At 36.3% G+C, this 21,126-nt stretch carries 18 protein-coding genes; 13 read left to right on the top strand and 5 right to left on the bottom strand.

The window, feature by feature from the left end; genetic code table 11:
• On the bottom strand, positions 1–387 hold a 387-nt coding region (locus ACILQF_RS02340), incomplete at its 3' end, for a radical SAM protein (protein ID WP_395625805.1).
• A 56-nt stretch (positions 388–443) separates the two neighbouring features.
• On the bottom strand, positions 444–1,403 hold the full coding sequence (locus ACILQF_RS02335; RefSeq protein WP_395625804.1) for an EamA family transporter: 960 nt from the start codon (positions 1,401–1,403) through the stop codon (positions 444–446).
• 341 nt (positions 1,404–1,744) lie between these two features.
• Here ACILQF_RS02335 and ACILQF_RS02330 point away from each other — a divergent pair, with 341 nt between their 5' ends.
• From ACILQF_RS02330 to gldN, 6 genes are all read left to right on the top strand, one after another.
• On the top strand, positions 1,745–2,731 hold the full coding sequence (locus ACILQF_RS02330; RefSeq protein ID WP_395625803.1) for a DUF4271 domain-containing protein: 987 nt from the start codon (positions 1,745–1,747) through the stop codon (positions 2,729–2,731).
• 13 nt (positions 2,732–2,744) lie between these two features.
• Positions 2,745–3,515, top strand: coding sequence for a uroporphyrinogen-III synthase (locus ACILQF_RS02325; RefSeq protein WP_395625802.1), 771 nt, complete (start codon positions 2,745–2,747; stop codon positions 3,513–3,515).
• A 262-nt stretch (positions 3,516–3,777) separates the two neighbouring features.
• Positions 3,778–5,103 (top strand): SUMF1/EgtB/PvdO family nonheme iron enzyme, encoded by a 1,326-nt coding sequence (locus ACILQF_RS02320; RefSeq protein ID WP_395625801.1) that lies wholly within the window; start codon positions 3,778–3,780, stop codon positions 5,101–5,103.
• Between the two features lie 32 nt (positions 5,104–5,135).
• Positions 5,136–5,930 (top strand): gliding motility protein GldL, encoded by a 795-nt coding sequence (gene gldL / locus ACILQF_RS02315; protein WP_395625800.1) that lies wholly within the window; start codon positions 5,136–5,138, stop codon positions 5,928–5,930.
• Positions 5,931–5,977: 47 nt separating this feature from the next.
• Positions 5,978–7,513: a gliding motility protein GldM gene (gene gldM, locus ACILQF_RS02310; RefSeq protein WP_395625799.1), complete on the top strand. Its 1,536-nt coding sequence runs from the start codon at positions 5,978–5,980 to the stop codon at positions 7,511–7,513.
• 5 nt (positions 7,514–7,518) lie between these two features.
• A complete protein-coding gene (gene gldN / locus ACILQF_RS02305; protein WP_395625798.1) occupies positions 7,519–8,385 on the top strand; it encodes a gliding motility protein GldN in 867 nt (288 codons plus the stop codon).
• A gap of 48 nt (positions 8,386–8,433) precedes the next feature.
• Here the strand turns inward: gldN and uvrC are convergent, their stop codons facing one another.
• The 3 genes from uvrC to ACILQF_RS02290 are packed head-to-tail and all read right to left on the bottom strand — an operon-like array spanning position 8,434 to position 15,189.
• Positions 8,434–10,233 carry an excinuclease ABC subunit UvrC gene (uvrC, locus tag ACILQF_RS02300; RefSeq protein WP_395625797.1) on the bottom strand — a complete coding sequence of 600 codons (1,800 nt, stop codon included), beginning with the start codon at positions 10,231–10,233 and terminating at the stop codon, positions 8,434–8,436.
• Between the two features lie 32 nt (positions 10,234–10,265).
• A complete protein-coding gene (locus ACILQF_RS02295) occupies positions 10,266–12,503 on the bottom strand; it encodes a transglycosylase domain-containing protein (protein ID WP_395625796.1) in 2,238 nt (745 codons plus the stop codon).
• Between the two features lie 4 nt (positions 12,504–12,507).
• On the bottom strand, positions 12,508–15,189 hold the full coding sequence (locus tag ACILQF_RS02290) for a tetratricopeptide repeat protein (RefSeq protein WP_395625795.1): 2,682 nt from the start codon (positions 15,187–15,189) through the stop codon (positions 12,508–12,510).
• A 329-nt stretch (positions 15,190–15,518) separates the two neighbouring features.
• Here ACILQF_RS02290 and ACILQF_RS02285 point away from each other — a divergent pair, with 329 nt between their 5' ends.
• The 7 genes from ACILQF_RS02285 to ACILQF_RS02255 form a co-directional block, all read left to right on the top strand.
• Positions 15,519–15,764 carry an AtpZ/AtpI family protein gene (locus tag ACILQF_RS02285; protein WP_395625794.1) on the top strand — a complete coding sequence of 82 codons (246 nt, stop codon included), beginning with the start codon at positions 15,519–15,521 and terminating at the stop codon, positions 15,762–15,764.
• Between the two features lie 400 nt (positions 15,765–16,164).
• Positions 16,165–17,301, top strand: a complete 1,137-nt coding sequence (gene atpB / locus ACILQF_RS02280) for a F0F1 ATP synthase subunit A (protein ID WP_395625793.1) — start codon at positions 16,165–16,167, stop codon at positions 17,299–17,301.
• 46 nt (positions 17,302–17,347) lie between these two features.
• Positions 17,348–17,566: an ATP synthase F0 subunit C gene (gene atpE / locus ACILQF_RS02275; RefSeq protein ID WP_090705041.1), complete on the top strand. Its 219-nt coding sequence runs from the start codon at positions 17,348–17,350 to the stop codon at positions 17,564–17,566.
• A 72-nt stretch (positions 17,567–17,638) separates the two neighbouring features.
• Entirely contained in the window at positions 17,639–18,151 is a 513-nt protein-coding gene (locus ACILQF_RS02270) for a F0F1 ATP synthase subunit B (RefSeq protein ID WP_395625792.1), read from the top strand.
• Positions 18,152–18,209: 58 nt separating this feature from the next.
• Complete coding sequence (gene atpH / locus ACILQF_RS02265; RefSeq protein WP_395625791.1) at positions 18,210–18,749, top strand: ATP synthase F1 subunit delta; 540 nt, start codon at positions 18,210–18,212, stop codon at positions 18,747–18,749.
• An 87-nt stretch (positions 18,750–18,836) separates the two neighbouring features.
• Positions 18,837–20,411, top strand: coding sequence for a F0F1 ATP synthase subunit alpha (atpA, locus tag ACILQF_RS02260; protein WP_395625790.1), 1,575 nt, complete (start codon positions 18,837–18,839; stop codon positions 20,409–20,411).
• A gap of 81 nt (positions 20,412–20,492) precedes the next feature.
• On the top strand, positions 20,493–21,126 hold a 634-nt coding region (locus ACILQF_RS02255; protein ID WP_395625789.1), incomplete at its 3' end, for a F0F1 ATP synthase subunit gamma.

Here is a 21,126-nt window from a genome sequence, read left to right as displayed (position 1 = left end):
CATCCAACGTAAATCTTCCTCAAAAAAGGATTGAATTCCAATGCTAAATCGGTTTATTAGGGTTTGGCGCAGTTCTTTAACTCTTTGTGGATTTAGATCATCGGGATTAGCCTCAATAGTGATTTCTGCAGTTGAGGAAACATCAAATTGATCAACTATTTCACCAAGGAGCACTTGTAATTCATTGGCACTAAGGAGTGATGGAGTACCGCCACCAAAATAAATCGTTTCTATCGGTTGGTTCCCCAAATAATTTTTTCTCAATGATAATTCATGCCTTAATGCCTTGAGCATGGGCTCTTTATATTGAGGCGAGGTGCTAAAATGAAAATCACAATAGTGGCAGGCTTTTTTACAGAAAGGTATGTGGAGATAAATTCCGGACATGATTCAAATTTACGATAAATACCTTTAGGGCTAAACTTGTAAAAATAAAAAGCTTTTTAAGCAATTTTAACTTTCTTGGCTAGTTTCTCTCGTCGGTATCTTGCCATATTAATAAGTAAAACGCTTCCAAGAATAATTATAAGACCTACGATTTGAATTCCAGTAATTTTTTCATTTGCAAAAAATACACCTAGTAGGACTGCTACTACGGGATTTACATAGGCATAGGTGCTAACTTGCATTGCCGTACGCACTTGAAGTAGCCAAACATAGGCGCTAAAGCCTGCAATTGATCCCATAATAACAAGATAGATAAGTGACATCCACGATTCATAAGGAACTTCTTGCCATTGAAAGCCCTTGAACTCATCACGTATTAAAATTCCCGGAATAAAAGCGATTCCGGCAGCTAACATTTGCCAAGTACTTATCACAATTATTGATCCTTGTGCAGGTTTATATTTTGAATAGAGAGAGCCTCCTGCCCATGCAATTGCACCAAAAAGTAAAAGAATCATGCTGCTCATTTTTACTGGCGTAGTATCAGGCATCGAGAAAATCTTAGAAATCTGCTCACTAAACAGTAAAATTACCCCTGCAAGTCCGACAAGCATTCCTGTAATAATAGATTTACTCTTGAAATTTTCGGTCCATTTGGGTTTATCAAGTAATACAAACCATAGCGGTGCTGATGACACAGTAATCGCTACCATGGCACTAGGCATGCTTTGTTCTACCCAAATAATTATTCCATTACCGAAAAAAAGTAATAAAATACCACTAATTATTGCGTGCTTGATTCCCCGAATTGCAAATAAATTTTCGCCTTTTATAAGACACCATGCTGCCATAATTAACCCAGCTAAAATGAATCGGAACGCCCCTAAAATGAATGGTGGAAAACCTTGAACCGCCATTTGAATGAAAAAATATGTCGAGCCCCAAACTATATAAACAATTGCAAAAGCGACTATAACAAGGATTGGAGATGCGTTTTTTGAGGCTGTGGCAGACATTCGATTTATTTATTAATATCTTTTTTAGATTTATTTATCCAAAATGGAGGCTGATTTAATTATTGAGCTTAGTTTTAAAACGTATTGTAGAATTTTTAAAACTGCTCTCGCGCAAAGCTATCTAAAATGAGATGGTTTTCAAGATTTTGAATCTTTTTTAAGAAATTATTATTTAGGCTATTTATAAATCTTGAAATTTTATTTTTTACGATAAAGAGCAATAATTTATTCGTGTTTGCGATGTTAAAACTCTAAAACTCAAAAGATATTTAGGAAACAAAAATAAAAAAGCAGAAATTTACATCATAATTTTTATTCAGTCTTAAGGGTTTTAACCAAGGATGATCAAGCGGTTTTTAGTTTTAATTCTGATCTTTTTTCTAGCCGATCCAGTCGTTTTCGGACAGGTTGAAGGCAATATAAAGCTTTTGGAGGAGCCACTTTTTGCTCAGTCGGACACTTGGTTGGATTCTGGGGCCATCGTAAACAGCCCAAGGTATCCTGACTCAATTAAGGCGATTAAAGATTCCCTTTCGATGGTCTGGTTGAAGGCTCCTGATCCCAATAGGCCTAATCGCTTTCGAGATAGCCTCATTAATCTTTATAAAGTTGTAAATCTTGACTTTAAGGCTTGGGCAGCTAAATTTCCCAAAAAAAATAGTCGCTTTGATGAAGGAAAATTAAGGCCTTTCAGAGAGTCTTGGGTTATTTTGCTGGTATTATTTTTAGTCTTATTATATTCCTTAGTGAGATTCTTTTTTCCTGTGGAGCTAAATTCTATTACTCATGCTTTTTATAGTAATCAAGTTTTAAGCAAGTTAAACAAAGAGGAAACCCTATTTAATTCTTGGCCATTTGTGTTTTTATACCTTCTATTCGGACTGATTTTAGGCCTTTATCTTTATTTATCTGCAAACTATTTCGGAATATCTTACCGTGTGGAAGGTTTCAAATTATTTTTATACTTGTCTGCAACAGTAATAATACTGTTTACACTGAAAATTATATTGCTAAAAATAGTCGGATTCTTATTTGATACCACTCGATTAGTACGTGATTATGTATCAGTATTATATATTAGTTATTTCAATGCAGCTATTCTATTTCTACCAATTGTCATCGCTTTTAGCCTCACTTCCTATCGATTTTCTATCATTTACAGCTATTTAGGGGGGATATTGCTCTTATTAATTTTTGCCCTTCAATTTCTTCGGGTGGCTGAAAATATTTTATCGAATTACAAGTTGCCAAAAGTTTATTTATTTATTTATCTTTGTGCCCTCGAATTCTGTCCTTTAATAATCTTATTTAAAGCACTTGGGTATTGAGCCCAATATAAATATGCAAGTAACTTCAACAGAGAAACCAAAGAAAGTAAAAAGCATCTTGGTGACATTGCCAAAGCCTGATACTGAAAAGTCTCCATATTTTGAATTGGCCAAAAAGTATAATCTAAAAATTGATTTTAGGTCGTTTATTCATGTAGAAGGTGTTCCAGCGAAAGAATTAAGGAAGGAAAAAATCAACTTGGCTGATTTTACTGCGGTTATATTTACTAGTAAAAATGCCGCGGATCATTTTTTTAGAGTATGTGAAGAGATGCGTTATGATGTTCCTGCAGACTTAAAATACTTTTGTATTTCAGAAACTATTGCGCTGTATCTTCAGAAATATATTCAATACAGAAAAAGAAAGATTTTTGTTGGGAAACAAACAGCTTCTGACTTAGCCGAGGTTTTAAAAAAGCATACTACAGAGAAATTTCTCTACCCTTGCTCGGATGTTGCGGCGGAAGAAACTCAGAAGTTCCTAAGTGAAAACGGCTATGATTTTAAAGCAGCTGTCTTATTTCATACGGTTTGCAGTGATTTGTCTGATTTAGCGGAGGTTTTTTATGATGTTATCGCATTTTTTAGTCCGAGTAGCATCCACTCATTATTTATTAACTTTCCTGATTTTAAGCAAAACGATACTCGTATTGCAGCTTTTGGTGTTAGTACCCACAAAGCGGCGCTTGAGCATGATTTAGTTTTAAATATTCCAGCACCAACGCCTGAGGCGCCAAGTATGACCATGGCTTTGGAGCAATACATAAAACAAGTAAACAAATAAATAGGCCTTTTGCCTTCAAAGAAAAATAAAAAAGAATCGCAACCTTATTTACTTTTAATCGTATTATTAAAAATATTTTGCCACATCAAAAATAGATATATTAAATTATCGTTCTATCAAGGAAATAATAGATTTAAGGCTTGCTCTTATTTAAATTATTGAATTTTTAGGGAAGTTGATTAGTGTGAGTGTGTATGGTATAATGATTTTTACTATATTCGAACTTATTTTGTTGTGGAAATACAAAAAGAAATCATTTAAAATGAGAAAAATATACTTTATCGCTCTTGCAGCTCTGTTCATTTTAGGCACTAGCTGTGGTAAAGGTGGGGGCAATGGTGAGTTAGTGGGCGTTTCCGCTAAGAAATTTAAGAATACTGAGGTTCCTTATGGGATGGTTTATATTCCTGCTGGAACCTTTATCATGGGTCAAACTGATCAAGACATTACTTTTGCTCAAATCTCACAAAATAAGCAAGTTACTGTCCAAGCTTTTTACATGGATGAAACTGAGGTGACTAATAATGAGTATCGTCAGTTTGTAAATTGGGTTCGTGATTCTATCGCGGTTACTGATTATTTACAAGATGATCAATTCTTCCTAAAGCCAAAGGGCCAAGCAGATCCGAACAGTGTTGGTAAAAAATATATCAATTGGAAAAAAGTTGGCAACGGGAGTTTAATTTGGGGTGGTAAAAAAGGGAAGAGTGCATCTGCAAATAGTGTTAAATTACAGGGCATGTACTATCAAGGCGATGATAGAGTTTTTGATCGCAATGAAGTTGATGTGAGATTGATTAAATACAATTTCGCCATCATGAAATTAAGAGATGCAGCAAATAATAGAGCTAATAAAAACACGAAGCGTTCTGATTTCATTCTTAGAGATACTGTAGGTGTTTATCCTGATACCCTTGTTTGGCTTGCCGACTTCGCCTATGCTCAGAATGAGCCGATGGTTAAGGGTTATTTTTCACATCCCGCATTTAAAAACTATCCTGTAGTTGGTGTAAATTGGCGTCAAGCACGTGCTTTTTCCGTTTGGAGAACCAGGTTTAATGAGGCTTATAAAGAAAGTCGCCGCCTTCCTAAAAGAGCCGATTACGAACTTCCAACTGAAGCTGAATTTGAATATGCAGCACGTGGTGGTCGTGTGGGTACAAGTTATCCATGGGGTGGCCCTTACATAAGGAATGCAAAAGGATGTTTGATGGCAAACTTTAAGCCTGGCCGAGGTAATTATATTGATGATGGCGGACCATTTACTGTTCAGGTGAAAGCGTATTATCCAAACGATTTTGGCTTGTATAACATGGCTGGAAACGTAGCTGAATGGACCTCTTCGGCCTTTGATGAGTCTTCGTCCACTTTTACACATGACATGAACCCATCCTTTACTTATGAGGCTCAAGCTGGCGATCCTGAAGTTTTAAAACGCAAAGTTACTCGTGGTGGTTCTTGGAAAGATATCGGTTACTTCTTACAAAACTCAGCAAGCAGCTTCGAATATCAAGATACTGCCAAATCATACATCGGTTTCCGTAATGTTGCAAAATATCTTGGTCGCGACATAAAAGATAAACTTTAAAAAATACTAATCTCAAAACTACCCTTATAGTTATGGCTCAAAAGAAAAAATTCAAAATTGGCATGAACTCCCTAATTTCTTGGGGTGCGACCGTTGTAATTGTTGGTTTGATGTTCAAAATCCTTCATTGGAAGGGTGGTGAATATATGATCGCTATTGGTTTAATAACGGAAGCGCTTTTATTCTTTTACATGGGTTTTCAGCCAGATCATGTGGAACCAGATTGGAGTAAAGTATATCCTGAACTTGATGAAGATTTTAAAGGAGAGGCAGCTCGTCCAAGAGCAAGTGCTTCAGCTTCTTCTACAGCGGCCTTAGACAATATGCTAAGCGATGCTAAAATTGGTCCGGAGTTGATTGAAAGCCTTGGTTCTGGCTTACGTAGTTTCGGTGATAAGGTATCAGCAATTTCCGGTATTGCCGATACTGCAAGTGCAACTACAGAACTGGCAGCAAAGGTTAAGACAGCTTCTGGAAGCTTTGACAACTTAAGTCAGGCATTTGAAAATGCTACTCAAGGACTTAGAGAAATGGGTGAAACAAATATTGATTCAAAGGCTTATCATGAGCAAGTAAATGCTTTAGCTAAAAATATTGCTGCTTTAAATGCGGTATATGAATTAGAATTAAAGGATTCTAGCGCTCATTTAAAGACGATGAATAATTTTTATCAAAATCTTTCTGCGACTATGCAAAACTTTAATGAGTCGATGGAAGATTCGAAACAGTTTAAAGATGAAGTTGGTAAATTGGCTAAGAACTTATCTTCCTTAAATTCTATTTATGGAAATATGCTGTCTGCAATGAATCAACCTGCTAGATCTTAACCGTTTTTATAGGTATTATAAATATTTAATTTTTTAAATAAAATTACATGGCTGGAGGTAGAGAAACCCCAAGGCAGAAAATGATTGGAATACTTTACCTGGTTTTACTTGGTTTAGTGGCGCTGAATGTTAGTGATTCAATCTTAGATGCTTTTAAAAATTTAACAAATAGCTTGAATGCCTCGTCTGAGAATGTTCAAAGTGGTGTTGATGCAACCTATGCATCATTTGAAGCCACAAAACTCAAGGATGAGCCTGTTCGTGCTAGACCTATTTATGAAAAAGCTAAATTAGCTAGCTCATACACGAAAGAATTAGAGGCTTATGTCGCTGAGTTAAAAAAACTTTTCGAACAAGAAGGTGGTGGAATGAATAAGGAGACTGGAGATATTTCCAAAAGAGATAATCTCGATATTTCATCCCGTTTGATGATTAATGAAAATCGTGCTACGGTACTCAAGAAAAAGATAAATGACACGAGAAGTAAATTATTAACACTTCTTGATCCTAAAGAACGCGAAAGTGTTAATTTCTCATTAGAAGCGAAAGATCCTAATTCAAGTGGTGTTGGGATTAAAAAAAGCTGGGAGCAAGCAAATTTTGGTGAAGGTATTCCGCTAACGGCAGCAATTACGGCCTTAGCGAAGATACAAGCAGATGTTAAAAATGCTGAATCTGAAATGGTAAAGCGTTTATTGGGTAAAATGGATGTGGCAATTGTTAATCTAGATATGTTTTCTGCTGTTGCTGTAGCACCTACTTCTTATTTGATTCTAGGACAACCTTATACCGCTGAAGTATTTCTTACGGCATCCGACTCAAAGTCGAGCCCCGATGTTAGTGTTGGTGGATCTTCACTTCAAGTGAAAGAGGGTAAAGGTACCTATACGGTTAATACTTCTAAGGAGGGTGTTTTCACTTGGACTGGTACAGTGCGTGTTAAGCAAACGGATGGTTCAATCAAGACCTATACTACAGCGGAGCAAAAATATCAAGTTGCCCGTCCTTCAGTTGTAGTTTCACCAGATAAGATGAATGTTTTTTATGTGGGGGTGGATAATCCTGTGTCTATTTCTGCACCAGGTATTCCTAAAGAGAATTTGACTGTTACAATTAGTGGTGGTACCATTGCTGGTTCAAATGGTAAGTACTCTGTAAATGTAACTAGTCCTGGAGCGGTTGCTAAGGTTGATGTAGCTGCAAATATCAATGGTAAGGTTCAAAATATTGGTTCAAGCGACTTCCGCGTGAAACGTATTCCAGATCCTAAAGCGAAATTTGCTGGTAAAACCGGTGGAGCGCTTAGTTCTGTCATCATAAAGGGTCAAGACGCAATTTTCGCCACTCTTGATCAATTTGATTTTGATGCCAAATTTAAAGTTACTAGGTTCAGTTTGGCGATTGCCAGACCGCGTGCCGATCTAGTAGTTTTGCAGGCTACAGGAAATGGTTTTAGTCCCCAGATGCGTGCAGCACTAGCGGCAGTTACTCCTGGAACTCGTGTTATTTTTGATGATATCGTTGCTGTTGGTCCCGATGGATCTCCGAGACAACTTGACCCTATGGTTTTTAAAGCAAATTAATTGGTATGAAAAATATATTTTTTGCCTTCATTTTGGTAGCATTTACGCTTGTTGTTAATGCACAAGCACCAAACTTAACGAACAGCACTAAACCTAATGCAACCGAAAGGCCTTTAGATGGTTATTATAAAAAAGCAAACGTCCTTAATGCACGAGTTACACCTTATGCTAATTTGAGAGAATCAGACGTGATGTTCAGCAAGCGCGTTTGGAGAGAAATTGATGTTCGCGATAAGGTAAACACTATTTTTGCATCTCCTAAATCTAGGTTGATTACTATTCTTACTGATGCAATTCAAGCTGGAGAATTAACCGCTTATGATGCAAGTAGTACTAAGGATGATGTAAATGGCGATGAATTTTCAGCTGTTCTAAATGCTAAAGATGCTATGGCTAAGTTTGCAGATAGTGTAGTGGTGCCAATTTTTGATCAAGATGGTAACCAAACTGGTTCTAAAGTTGAAGCTGGGGAGTTTAATCCTGACAGTATTGTTAAATTTAGAATTAAGGAGGATTGGATTTTTGATAAGCAGCGTTCTGTGTTTGAGCCTAGAATTGTTGGTATTGCGCCAATGGTTAAAATTAGCAAAGCGGGACAAGCTTTTGATGAGCAACCTGCCTTTTGGGTTTATTTCCCTGAAGCACGCCACCTTCTTGTAACAAAAGCTGCCGTTAACCGGACCAATGATTTGGCTGGATTGAGCTATGATGATATTTTTATGAAGCGTATTTTCTCAAGCTACGTAGTTAAAGAGTCAAACCCTGACGATTTACGTATCAAAGATTATGCAATAGGCATTGATAAGCTTTTTGAATCTGATCGAGTGAAGAAAGCACTCATGGATTTTGAGCATGATCTCTGGTCATACTAGAAAAAAATGAAATATAATAAAGCCGATAGCATTCATTTGTTATCGGCTTTATTGTTTAAAGTATTCTAGGATAGCTTTTGTCTGGGTTTTATTTAATAATTCTAGCAACTCGTTCTCTGCTGCTTCCTTTACCTTTTTAACCGATTTGAAATGTCTCAGAAGCTTCTCTGCTGTTGAACGGCCAATTCCAGGAACGTTCTCGAGTTCAGTTGCTAGAGTGGCTTTATTTCGCTTCTTTCTATGGAATGTGATTCCAAATCGGTGGGCCTCATCTCTTAGTTGTTGTATAATTTTTAAAGTTTCTGATTTTTTATCTAGGTACAGTGGATATTGATCGCCGGGGTAATAAATCTCCTCTAAGCGCTTGGCAATTCCAATGACTGTAACCTGTTTTTCAATTCCCAAGAGTTTCAAACTCTTCATTGCTGAAGATAACTGACCTTTACCACCATCAATGATTATTAATTGCGGTAGCGTTTCGCCGTCGTCTAATAACCTACGGTATCTTCTGAAGACCGCTTCTTCCATGGTGGCAAAATCATCGGGCCCGACCACTGTTTTAACATTAAAATGCCTATAATCCTTCTTAGAGGGTTTAGCATCGCGAAAGACTACAATTGCTGATACTGGAAAATCTCCTTGAAAGTTTGAATTATCAAAACATTCAATATGTCTTGGCAATTGATTTAGGCGTAAGTCCTTCATCATCAAATTAAGCAATCGATCCGTTCTTAATTCTGGATTAAGCTTTTCATATTGGTTAAGTTTCTCACGCTTAAAGAAAATCACATTTTTTTCGGATAATTCGAGCAGCTTTTTCTTTTCTCCTAATTTCGGAATGGTGAACTTAATGCCTGAGTCGGGGAGATCAACTTCGAAGGGAACGATAATTTCTTGAGATTGGCTATTAAATCGATTTCTAAATTCGGTAATTGCCAGGCTTAATAATTCCTCATCCGTTTCATCAAGCCTCTTTTTCATTTCGAGTGTTTGAGTTTGAATTATCGTGCCGTTCATTACTTTTAAGAAATTAACAAAAGCATGCTTTTCATCAGTAGCAATACTAAAAACATCTACATCGGTTATAGAGGAACTTACAATGGTTGATTTACTCTGATAATGATCTAATGAATCATATTTTAATTTTAAGTGGTGTGATAGCTCGAAATTAAGATCTGCCACAGACTCATCCAATTGTTTTTTCAGTCTTTTGATTACTGCACCCGTTTTGCCATTGAGTATATCCTTAATTTCTGCGATGCTTTGATTATAATCATCCTCTAATTGAAATGCTTGACATGGTCCTTTGCAATTCCCTATTTGGTATTCAAGGCATACTCTGAATTTTCCAGCATGGATATTTTCCTGCGTGAGTGGCAGGCTGCATGTCCTTAAAGGATAAATTTCTTTGATCACCCCAAGAATGGTGTGCATCATGCTCAAAGATGCATAGGGCCCAAAATAAGTAGAGCCATCTTTTATAATCTTTCTAGTCCAGAAAATACGCGGAAATTTCTCGTTTTTTATGATTATCCATGGGTAGGTCTTATCATCTTTTAATAAGATATTATACTTAGGCTGATACTTTTTAATCAGGCTATTTTCTAATAACCAAGCATCAATTTCGGTGTCAACAATGGTAAAAGTTATTTTTTTAACCTTGCTGACTAATACACGTGTTTTTGCATTAATTCGAAAGTTATCTTTTTTGAAATAGGAAGAGACCCTATTTTTAAGGTTTTTCGCCTTGCCGATGTAAATTAATTCCTCTGCATCCGACCAAAACTGATATACTCCTGGGTTTTGGGGTATATTTTTCAGGTCGGAGCGGTAATCAAATTCTTTCATTTTTGGGACAAATAATAGGCCTTGCTTTAAAATTAAAAACCAAGTTTTTTATCCTGTTCGGTTTCACTATTTTGCTGTTGGGTATAGGTGCTACAATCGATAACTGTTGTGATTCCTCCTTTTGGAAGCGGAAAATCGCCTTTAGTGTATTTCAAGGTAGGGTCAGCATAAACCTTCTGCATATACAAAGCAAATATGGGTAGGGCGGTATTGGCTCCCTCTCCAAAATTAGTTGATGTAAAGTGTATTGCCCGATCTTCGGCGCCAGTCCACACGCCGGTAACTAATTCTGGTGTAATTCCCATGAACCAACCATCTGAATTGTTTTGAGTTGTGCCTGTTTTACCTCCAATCGGATTAGTAAGATTGTATTTCCATCTTAATCTGCCGCCTGTGCCTTCTTTTACTACCGCCTTGAGCATATCTGTCATCACGTATGCTGTTTGTTCATCTAAAACAACTTTAACCCTCGGCTTGCGCTCATAAATAATATTTCCATTTTTATCTTCAATACGTAAAAGATAAATGGGTTCGGTCCAAACTCCATGGTTTACAAACACAGAATAGGCGCCTACCATGTCATGAACAGAAGCATCAAAAGAGCCTAAACAAATGGAAGGAACCGCCGGCACATCGCTAGTAATTCCCATATTTTTTGTCAGCGTTGCTACAGCGGTTGAGCCAACCTGTTTCATCATGTAAGCAGTAACATAGTTTTGTGAATTAGCCAATGCTTTTTTTAAGCTTATGGATCCTGGTATAGGCTTGTAAGCTTTTGGTGTCCAAATGGTGCCATCTCCGGCATCAATCCCAACAGGCTCATTGGCAACAGAATAACAAGGAGAATATCCTCCATTTCCTATAGCTACAGCATAGGTGAACGGTTTAGCAGTTGATCCTACCTGACGTGTACCCATTTTAACTTGATCGTACTTAAAGTGAGTATAGTTTGTGCCGCCAACCCATGCGCGAACATAGCCTGTTTGTGGCTCCATTGACATCATAGCATTTCGCAACATTAATTTATAATACTTAATAGAATCAAGAGGTCTCATTAATGTATCGATTTCACCTCTCCAACTGAAAATGCTCATTTCGGTTGGTGTTTTAAAGTTTTTAAGAATTTCTTCTTCTGATTGACCTTCTGCTTTTAATTGTTGATATCTATCTGAACGTCGCATACCCTGATCAATTAGACTTTTAGCCTCTTGAAAGTTAAAAGGATCACGGCCTTTCCATGAATCGTTGAATTGTATTTGTAGCGTTTTTAAATATTCTTTTTGTGCCTCTTCAGCATATCTTTGCATACGCGAATTGATGGTAGTATAAATCTTTAAACCATCTCTATCGAGGTCATATGGTGTTCCGTCTGCCTTGTAAATTGAGTTTTCTTCTAGAGTTTGCTGAATATCTTTCTTTAATACTGCCCTGAAATAGGGTGCCAATCCCTCATTATGATCTGAGGGGTTAAATAAAAGGGTTAATGGAATTTGTTTTAAGCGCTCTTCCTCGTCTTCACTAATATAATTTGCCTTAGCCATGTTCTCGATAACCGTGTTCCTTCTTAAAAATGCACGTTCAGGGTTGCGATTAGGATTATAGAGTGAAGGGCCCTTAAGCATTCCAATTAAAATTGCTGCTTGTTCCGGTTGGAGTTTATCAGGAGTGGTGCTAAAATAGGTTCTTGCAGCAGATTTTATCCCATAAGTATTGTAAGATCCAAAATCTACTGTATTAAGGTACATGGTAATGATCTCCTCCTTAGTGTATTGGCGCTCCAGTTTTACTGCTACAATAAGTTCTTGTGATTTTTGAATCAATCGTTTTAGGAAATTTTTTGAGCGACCTTCTTTTGAAAATAGATTTAAGGCCAATTGTTGGGTTATGGTGCTTGCCCCTTGTCTCTTTCCCGCAAGATTATAGAAGATAACGGTGAATGTGCGCTTGAAATCAATCCCTGAATGTCCAAAAAAACGGATGTCCTCAGTAGCAATTAAAGCGTTGATTACATTAGGAGAAATTTCATCGTATCTAACATTAGATCGGTTTTGGACATAATAAGTTCCTAAAACCACATTGTCGTCTGCTATAACTTCTGAGGCTTGATTACTTTTAGGATTCTCCAGCGTTTTTAAGTCGGGAAGCTTACCAAATAGCCCTAGCCCGATGCTGAAAATCAGGATAGCTCCAAACGCAATTATTCCAACGATCCATTTCCAAAAAAGGATGGTAAATTGACTTAACTCACGTTGCGTTAAAGGGCTATTCATATTTTTATTTATTATAATTCTTTTTGTAAAAGTCTACATAACGCTCGAGTGTTCCTAAATCAGTAATCTTTTCAAGATTTTTATCGCTGATAAAGAAAGTACCATATTTTGTTGCCGGTATTTTCATGATTTCTCTAATCAGAGGGCTGATTTGGTCGAAATAAGCTTGAGCACTTTCTTTACCTGTTAAGGGACCAACAAATATTAATTGATTTTGATTAGCAATGGATTTAAGCTGATGTTTAATGGCATTTCCAGAATAATTGACGCGGTTAAACTGACCGATACCAAATCGTGATGAGCTTAAATTTAGAGATGGATCAGAAACATTCACAATAAAATAATAATCGCTTGACCCATCAAGTTCAAAAAAAGTATCAATTTGCTCCATTTTGGGCTGCGGCGCATCATTTTTTTGTTCCTTTATCGGTAGTTTTACAGTCTCTGCAATTTTTTTCTCCTCGATTTGTGCCGGCTTTTGTTCTGGCATTTGCTTTTCAATTGTTTTTTCCGCAAAAGCTGGCTCTTCCGCAATAGGCTCCTCAATAACAGTATTTATAATCGTCTCATTATCGAGCAAAGCAAAAGGACGATTTGTCATTTCCGTTCTATTGGAGTCAATAAATGCTAATTGAATTTTAATCAATGGAACAATGAGCTTGTCTTCAGGGTTTGAATCCAAAATATTTTTAAATGAGGCTTCAAGCTTGTCGAGTTTTTGTAAGTGACCCAGTGCTAGTGAGCTTAAATAAGCTAATTGGGCTGGGGTTTTCTCAATCCCCGATTTTGTTTTTTGCAGTTCAACTGATTTTAGTACATCTCGGTACTTTTTATTGGTGTATAAACGATATGCCTCATTGTAAAATTGATTGAAAGCCATTTCTATATCATCGTTTTTCTGATTATAGTCAGGGTCGAGAATGATTTTAGCAAATGGAGATTCAGCAAATTGATTTAATAGAATGTTCTTGTATTTATCAGAAAGCTGCGGATTGGCAAAGCGGTATAGCCTATACAAATTATAATAAACTGCCAATTTATTAGGATCATCTGGGAAGCGGCTTAGAAGTTTTTCATATGTTTTTACGGCCTCCATAGTGTCAGCAGAAACATCTCGGTAATAATTGCCAATATCATACATGGCAGATCCGATTTTTTCGTCCGAAACTTTTTTCATTTCCTTAGTTAATGGTATCGCTTCGATAAATACTTTTTTCAGCGACTCTGTATTTACTGAGGTGCTAGGCGTATTTAATTCATTAAATGGGTCTTTAGTGGAGTTTTGGTTGTTTGCTAGGGTATTAGAAATATCAGTGTCCGATTTTTGGCTTCGTCTCCAATTATCTTCTAATTTTCTTGCACCCCAAGTTTTTTTAAAATCTGCAATTCCTTGATTTAGGGCGATGGAATTATTGAAATAGAACTTTGAATTTCCATTGTTGCTATTTATTGCTCCTGTAGATGGAAGTCCGGAAGATGCATTATTTAATTTGACTTGAGTTTTAAGCACCTCCAGTTCAATTAATTGTTTTATACGTTCATTTCGTTCAATTTCGGGCATTTGGGCCAGAACTTGAAGAGTATCCTCTTTCGCGATAATGGATAAGCGATCGGCTAGTAACTCAATATTATCTGCCTTCTTTTTTATTTGTGCATAATCAGGATAACTGATTGGAAGTTCTACTAGGGTGCTATCATAATAAGCTTTCGATTTAACATAATCGCTTTCTTTGAAATAAATTTCAGCCAATTTTAAATAGGCTAATCCCTTTTGAATAACATTTTTTGAACTTTTAGCGATGGCATTATTATAATTTTCAATGGCTTTTTCGGTATTATTTTCATCGGCATAGCTATTTGCTATCTGAAAATAAATCTGATCTTTAAAATCATTGTTTTTACTATCTTTTAATAAGGCTGCAATTTGCTTTGTTTTACTTTTAGAGTCATTGCTCAAGTTATTATTAAGGCTTATAGCACTTAGTTTTGCATTAAATGCCATTTCAAAGAGAGCATTGCTTTTTAAAACTTTAGTATAATTCTGATAGGCATCTTTTGCCTGTCCGTTTATCTGTTGAAGTTGAGCTAAGAGGTAGGTCCACCGTATTTTATTTTGCTTACTTGTTTTAGATTCAATCGCCTTCTTAAGCATGGTAATTGCTTGCTCATCCTCCTTTGCGTAAATATGCAGTTGCGCTCGAATTGCATAAATATCAGCTACTGATTTTTTTTCAGTAGCAATATACCTCAGTGCAGTATCAATTGAATTATAAGCTTCGTCTAACCTGTCGGATGCAATAAGAGATCTTGTTTTCCATGCCAAAGAAGCCTGTTTGATTCCTTTTTCTTTTGGATAATTTTGATAGACATAATCAAAAAATTCAACAGCATTAAAAAAATTGGATTTTAAATAATTTGATTTCCCAATTAGAAAATAAGCATTGTCAACATATTTACTGAGTGATTTCTCATTGGCTATTGTATTGGCCTTTAAAATTGCTTGATCTAATTTACCTAATTCTCCTTGTGAAATAGTTTCATTAGGTTCTTTATAAACAGATATAACTCGGTCAAAATTATCAGTATAGGCAAGTTGAATGTTTTTTTCGCTTTCATTCACAATTTCAGTGGCATTATAAAGAATATTGAAATTAGCAGTCAGATTTTGCATGTTCCGGCTAGCCACAGTTTCTTTTTGGGAATTGCAGGAAGAAAAGCATAGGCCAATACCCAGGCTTAAAAATAAAAAATGTCTTATAACTTGAATTTTTGATCTCAAATTAATCTTCTTTAATAGGTATAACAGAAACTATGCAAAGATATTTTATCAGAATGGATTTGTAGCCATAAATATAAACTCTTTCTCTAAGAAATTATTAGGTCTGCCAAGACCAAATTTCACAATTGCTTGTGAAGTGCAGTATTTAATTGAAATAGGCATTTATTTAATACATTTTTTATTTTTTCCTTAAACCAAGGCTTAATTTTAATAATTTTGTTCATCAATTCTTACTAATGAAAAAGAAGGAAATTAAACCAGATTCTGAAGATTTTAAGAATTCCACAGGCCAGTCGTATGGAACTTTTGCGAAATACACCAGTGTAGCTTTTCAAATGATGGCTATAATTGCGGCTTCAGCGTATATTGGTTTTAAAATTGATCAATATTACAACCATAAAGTTCAGTATGCTACGGCAATAGCCTGTGTTTTGGGTGTATTTTTATCTATTTATCAAACCATCAGACAATTGAAGGCATGAGCTTTACTCGCTTTATTATTTATTTTATACTTTTCAACCTGTTTTTGGCGGCGGCTCCATGGAGTGCAGATATGTTTTTTTCGGAAAAGAATCTGTTAATTCCAAAATTTTGGTCACTGTTTTGGATTTTTTCAATACTCACCTTTAATATTTTTGTAATTGCCTCTTGGAGGATGGGTATCAGTAATAAAGATTCGGGTCAGGCACTGCTTGGGAGTGTTACTATTAAGCTGCTCATTTGCATGATTATAGCCTTTATTTACATAATTGGGAATACTGTTGAGCCTTTAAAATTTATCATCAATTTTTTTTATCTATATTTCTTTCATACAGTGTTTGAAATATATTGTTTGTTGTGTAACTTGCGCAACCAAAAAATAAAGTAAATTCCTTATAATAAATGGATTTGAGCCGTATTTTCAACAATAAAAAATTCTTCAGCCTTGCATTTTGTGCGGTTTTATTTTCGCTATTGAGTTTTTCTGCCTTTTCAGAAGAGAATTCAGCAGCTGATACTTCTACTATTTCGGCCACTGAAGAGCATGTTGAAAAAGCAGATGAAGATATTTCTAAGATGATTCTTCACCACATTGCTGATTCACATGAGTGGCACTTTTTTGGTCATGTTTATATTCCATTACCAGTAATTCTGTGGACCGATAATGGATTGACAACTTTTCTTTCTAATAAGTACGGTCATAATGATCATGGTACAGAAGTTTTGGATGTTGATGGATCAAAACTTGTAAACTATCATGGCAAATATTATTATCCATCAGAAGTAAAAAGTGCCGATGGGACTTTTATTTCTTATGACGCAAAGGGTGAGCTTTTAAATAATAAGCCACTTGACTTATCTATTACTAAGAATGTAGTTTCATTAATCATTTCGGTTACTATTCTTTTGATTGTTTTTATTGGCGTTGCCAATTCTTATAAGAAGCGAGTGGGTAAAGCGCCTAAGGGAATGCAATCTTTACTAGAGCCAATCATTTTATTTGTTCGTGATGACATTGCAAAGCCTCAATTGGGTCATAAATATCAAGGGTTTATGCCTTATTTATTAACTATATTTTTCTTTGTTTGGATAAATAATCTTCTTGGGCTAGTTCCTTTCTTCCCGGGAGGAGCCAATGTAACAGGAAATATCGCTGTTACAATGATGTTAGCCCTTTGTACTTTTGTTTTGACTACGGTTAATGGCAATAAAAATTATTGGGGTCATGTATTTACACCGCATGTTCCATGGTGGTTATATCCATTGATGATCCCTGTTGAGATCGTGGGATTATTTGTTAAGCCGGTTGCATTAATGATTCGTTTGTTCGCAAACATTACTGCAGGCCACATTTTGATCTTAAGTTTGATTTCTTTGATCTTCATTCTAAAATCAGTTTTCGTTGCAGGTATCGCTATTCCATTCGTACTGTTCATCAGTGTGATTGAGTTGGTGGTAGGATTTATTCAGGCATTCATTTTCACTATTTTATCAGCCTTGTTTATCGGGATGGCGGTGGAAGAGCATGCTGAGCATTAATATGAATTTATTTTTTGTTTAATATATATTTAAAAATCAGATTATGATCGTTGGAAGTATCGCTGGTATTGGTGCAGGATTAGCTGCAATCGGAGCAGGCATTGGTATCGGAAACATTGGTGGAAAAGCTATGGAAGGTATGGCTCGCCAACCTGAAGCAGCATCTAAAATTCAAACAGCTATGTTAATCGCGGCAGCATTCGTTGAAGCGGTAGCATTGTTCGCTGTGGTTGTTGCGTTCTTAGGAACAGGACAAGTAAACTAAAAAAATAAGGCTTGTGCGATTGGCACCGGCCTTATTTTATTATTTTGATTGATTTATTAAATAATAAAACAAATGATATTACTGGCATTAAATCCATTAGTTTCTCCAGATCCAGGCTTGTTCATCTGGTCAACAGTTACTTTTTTAATACTGTTTTTCCTTCTAAGCAAGTTTGCATGGAAGCCTATTGTTAAGGCTCTTGATGAACGTGAACGTTTTATCGAAGATGCTTTGTCTAAGGCCGAAATGGCTAAGCTTGAAATGGCTAAATTGATTGGTGAAAACGAAGATCTTTTGAAGGAAGCCCGTTTAGAACGCGATAGCATTTTAAAGGAAGCTAAAGGGATCAAAGATCAAATCGTTAATGATGCAAAAGATTTGGCTAAGTCTGAAGGGGCTAAGCTGATCGAAAAAGCAAAAATTGAGATCACAAACCAAAAGCTTGCTGCAATGGCAGAAATAAAAAATCAAGTTTCTAGCTTATCTATTGAGATCGCTGAAAAAGTTTTGCGTAAGCAATTAGAGGATCAGGGAAAACAGCAGGCGCTTGTAAATGATCTGTTAAAAGAAGTAAAACTCAATTAAGAAAATTTGTTAATCCAATTTTGTAAGCTAATAAATTAACAAATCGACCAATCGAATTATGTCAGAAATACAAGTTGCATCGCGTTACGCAAAAGCTTTAATTGATCTGGCGGCTGAAAAGAATGTTTTAGAGCCGGTTAAGAAAGATATTGAGCTGTTTCTCGATACCTGCAGGGTTAATCCACAGCTACAGGCAATTCTTAAAAATCCGATAATTAGTCTTGATAAAAAGGCGAATATCCTGGATGGCTTATTTGGTGATAAACTGAATAAAATGATCCTGTCATTCTTTAAAATTGTGGTTAGGAAAGGACGTTCTCAAGTTTTATATGCTACAGGAAAGGAATTTATCAATCAGTATAATATTCTAAAGAACGTAGTAAAAGCAACAGTAACATCTGCTTCTCCATTAAGTCCGGATAATATTGCCCAGATCGAAGAATTAGTTAAACAAGCAACTAAAGGTGAGGTTATTTTGACTGCCCAGGTTGATTCTGATCTGATTGGAGGTTTTATCCTGAAGGTTGGTGATAAACAGTTTGATACAAGTCTATCCAGTAAGCTGAATAAACTTAAAAAAGAATTTCAACACAATTAATTACCCCAAAACCTGAAAAGGGCTTTGATTGCTTCCAATAGGGGTTGGGGCGTAAGATTTACAATATAAAACTCAAAAAATACTACTATGGTAGAGGTAAGACCAGATGAAGTTTCGGCGATTTTAAGACAACAACTGTCAGGCTTTAAATCGGAGGCCGAGCTCGAAGAGGTTGGTACTGTGTTACAAGTGGGTGATGGTATTGCTCGCGTATACGGTTTAACAAAAGTTCAATCAGGTGAGCTGGTTGAGTTTGAAAATGGTTTACAGGGCATCGTTTTGAACCTGGAAGAAGACAATGTAGGTGTTGTATTACTTGGTGCTTTTGATGAGATCAAAGAAGGTGCTACAGTAAAACGTACTAATAAAATTGCTTCCATCAAAGTTGGTGAAGGAATGCTTGGCCGTGTTGTTAATACTTTAGGTCAGCCAATTGATGGTAAAGGACCAATTACAGGAGAAACTTATGAAATGCCATTGGAGCGTAAAGCTCCAGGTGTAATTTATCGTCAACCTGTAACGGAGCCATTGCAAACTGGTATCAAAGCAATTGATGCAATGATTCCAATTGGTCGCGGACAACGTGAGCTCGTGATTGGTGATCGTCAAACCGGAAAGACTGCAGTTTGTATTGATACCATTATCAATCAAAAAGAATTTTATGAAGCAGGAAATCCTGTATTCTGTATTTATGTAGCTATTGGTCAGAAAAATTCTACCGTAGCTCAGATATTAAAAGTTTTAGAAGAAAACGGTGCTTTACCTTACACGGTTATCGTTGCCGCATCGGCTGCTGATCCTGCTCCAATGCAGTTTTATGCTCCTTTTGCTGGTGCTGCTATCGGTGAGTTCTTCCGTGATACAGGTAGACCAGCATTAATTGTTTATGATGATCTTTCTAAGCAGGCAGTTTCATACCGTGAGGTATCTTTATTATTGCGTCGTCCTCCGGGTCGTGAGGCTTATCCAGGTGACGTATTCTACCTTCACAGTCGTTTGCTAGAGCGTGCCGCAAAAATTAACCAGAACGATTCTATCGCACAATCGATGAATGATCTTCCGGAATCAATTAAGCATATCGTAAAAGGTGGCGGTTCATTAACAGCTTTACCAATTATTGAAACTCAGGCGGGTGACGTTTCTGCGTATATCCCAACTAACGTGATTTCAATTACTGACGGACAGATATTCTTGGAGTCTAACTTATTTAATGCAGGTGTTCGTCCCGCTATCAACGTAGGTATTTCGGTATCTCGTGTAGGTGGTAACGCCCAAATTAAGTCGATGAAGAAAGTGGCCGGTACACTTAAGCTTGACCAAGCTCAGTATCGTGAATTGGAGGCCTTCTCTAAATTCGGTTCTGACCTTGATGCAGCAACAAAATCTGTACTTGATAAAGGTGCTCGTAACGTTGAATTATTAAAGCAAGCACAGTTTTCTCCTGAAACAGTTGAAAAGCAAGTGGCTATTTTATACATTGGAACTAAAAACTTAATGAGAAACGTACCTGTAAACAAGGTAAAGGAATTTGAACATGAGTTTATCCAGCAAATCGAGCAACGTCATCCTGAAGTTTTACAAGGCTTAAAAGCAGGAAAATTGGATGATAGCATTACATCTGTTCTTGAAACAATAGCTAAGGAGCTGAGTGGTAAATATTAGAAGATATTAGTATTAAGTATTTAGTATTTAGATCGTTCGTATCTAACTACTAAATACTAAGTACTTTGTACTTAGTAAAAAATGGCAAATTTAAAAGAAGTAAGAAATCGTATAGCATCTGTCAGTTCAACGCAGCAGATTACAAAGGCCATGAAAATGGTTTCTGCAGCTAAGTTGAAGAGGGCTACAAGTGCAATTATTCAGTTGCGTCCCTATGCAAATAAAATGAGAGATATTTTATCTAATCTATCAGCAAGTATGGATGGATCAAACTCTCCTTTTACTCAGGAACGTGAGCCAAATAAAGTGCTGATTATTGCTGTTTCTTCCAACCGCGGACTAGCAGGGGCATTCAACATGAATGTGATTAAAACCACTAATAACCTGATTGCAAATAAATATGCTGAACAGTTCCGCCAAGGAAATGTACACATTGTTGCAGTCGGTAAAAAAGTTCAAGATTTCTACGAAAAGCGTAAATACAATGTAATTGGCAATAATAATGAGCTTTACGCTGATTTAACATTCGAAAATACCTCTAAAATTACTGAGTCTGTAATGGCAGGCTTTGAGAAAGGTGAGTACGATCGTGTTGAGCTTGTTTACAATCAATTTAGAAATGCTGCAGTACAAATTCTTACTACGGAGCAATTATTGCCTGTGCCTAAATCTGACAATGCAAATTTGAGTGCATCTCAAACTGATTATGTGTTAG

The organism is Daejeonella sp. (assembly GCF_044232565.1).
Classification (GTDB): Bacteria; Bacteroidota; Bacteroidia; order Sphingobacteriales; family Sphingobacteriaceae; genus Daejeonella.
The sequence above is the reverse complement of the archived record's forward strand: the minus strand, read 5'-3'. Positions and strand labels throughout refer to the sequence as shown.